At 49.3% G+C, this 1,992-nt stretch carries 2 protein-coding genes; both read right to left on the reverse strand.

The genetic code is table 11. The features are described 5' to 3' along the window. Positions 1 to 910, reverse strand: a 910-nt coding sequence (locus Q0628_RS04655; RefSeq protein WP_298768614.1) for a histidine kinase dimerization/phospho-acceptor domain-containing protein, incomplete at its 3' end; no start/stop codon positions are given. A gap of 16 nt (positions 911 to 926) precedes the next feature. Further along, a complete protein-coding gene (locus Q0628_RS04660; protein ID WP_298768615.1) occupies positions 927 to 1,970 on the reverse strand; it encodes an HD domain-containing phosphohydrolase in 1,044 nt (347 codons plus the stop codon). Between the last annotated feature and the right edge of the window lie 22 nt (positions 1,971 to 1,992).

A 1,992-nucleotide genomic window follows, 5' to 3' on the forward strand; every position in this document is an offset into this window, starting at 1 on the left:
AGCAATCATTCAACACCGCGAACAAATCGTACTCTTCGACGAACAGTTCCATTTTACCCGATTCAATCTTGGTAATGTCCAAGACGTCGTTCACCAACGACAAAAGCGTGTGGCCCGCATTCTGAATGTTCTGGGCATATTCCAGCAGCGAGTTGTCCTTGCATTCCTTCAGGAGCATGGCATTCATCCCTAAAATGCCGTTGATCGGCGTGCGGATTTCGTGGCTCATATTGGCAAGGAAAAAGCTCTTGGCCATGTTCGCCGATTCCGCATTCTTGCGGGCTTCTTCGGCTTCAGCCCAAGCCTTTCGAAGTTCGTCGGAATGTTGGGCTTCTTTGCGGGCATTATCCAAATTTTCAAGCAAACGGTGCGTGAGTTTTGCAATGGTAATGCACAAAAGCGTCATGGTAATCGATTCAATCAAAAAGCCCGCCGAACGAGAAATCCACCAGAACGTATCCGAAGAAAATTCGCCATGGTTGGCACCGGGAGCCCTAAAGTAAAGGGATACAACAATCAATATGTAACTGAATATCGAAATTTTAAGGGTAAAGGCCGCATTGAAAAATAACAGGCTCGTGACCATGGCAAGAGAAAAGGTCATGTATATGCCGATATTTTCATTAGTCGCAAGCGTCGCGATGATGCTCCCCATACCCAACACACAAAAATACCGACGCACCACGAGCGGAGCTCCCATGCGTTCAATAAAAGTCGGGAGCCACAGAATCACGAAAGCGATTGCAGTCAAAATCGTCAATTCGCAATAGTCGATTTTAAACAAATGAATAATATTTCCGAAATAGATTAACGGAAACATCGCCCATAGCCAGCGCATCACGCGTGTCAGGGTTTGCAAAACGCGACGATCATTTTCATCAAAGATGTCGTTAGGCACAATAGTCCGCATCGGTCCACCCCGCTCATCAGACAAGTCTATCGTCGCGCATGGTGTAATTCACATCATCGTCAATCATCTGGAGCATGACATCGGCGAAGTCCGGATCGAACTGCTGACCGCGACCGCGCACAATTTCACTGCGTACCGTTTCTTGCGGCAAGGCCGAACGATAACTACGGCGGCTCGTCATGGCATCGTAAGCGTCGGCCACGGCGATAATGCGGCCAATTTCGGGAATACTATAACCGGCAAGCCCTTCCGGGTAACCCTTACCGTCGAAACGTTCATGGTGGTAATGCGCACCGATTTCGATTTTTGGCATTTCGGTGATGTTCTTCAGAATTTCAACCCCGATACTCGGGTGCAGTTTAATCGTTTCGTATTCTTCGTCCGTGAGCTTGGAATTCTTGTTCAAGATATTGTCCGGAATACCAATTTTCCCGATATCGTGCAGCAGCGCAATGAAATAGATTTCGTCCTGGAATTCCACGGGCTTGCCCGCGCGGCGAGCAATTTCCTTGCTGTACTTAGCCACGCGGCTCGAATGACCGTTCGTGTAGCGGTCCTTGGCATCAATCGCCGAAGCAAGCGTCTTGACCACCTGCAAAGAAAGAACTTGAAGTTTGCGACGGCTTTCTTCGAGTTCTTCGGTACGGCGTTCCACTTCGCTTTCAAGGTTGACCTGCAATTCGCGAAGCGAGAGAATTCGCTTGATTCGCTCAAGCACCACTTCGGGCACCAGGGGCTTTTGGATATAGTCGAGGCCACCTTCCCTAAACACCCGGACCTCGGTCTCCCGGTCGCTGTCCGCGGTCAAGAACACCACCGGTAACTCGTTGCAATGCTTGATCTTACGAATCTCGGCCAGCAATTCGAAGCCGTTCTTGCCCGGCATGTGAACATCCAAAAGGGCAAGCGCAGGCAACTCCTTTGACAGGTAGTCCAACGCATCCTCGTAAGAGTTCGCCATCACGACGTCATACGTCGAACTGAGCATGTGCTCGGCGAACTTTAAATTCATTCGGTCATCGTCTACGATCAAGACCGTCTTTTTTTGCGAAACCAACATGTTAAATCCTCTTTACACTTCG

Source organism: uncultured Fibrobacter sp. (assembly GCF_937877005.1).
GTDB lineage: Bacteria > Fibrobacterota > Fibrobacteria > Fibrobacterales > Fibrobacteraceae > Fibrobacter.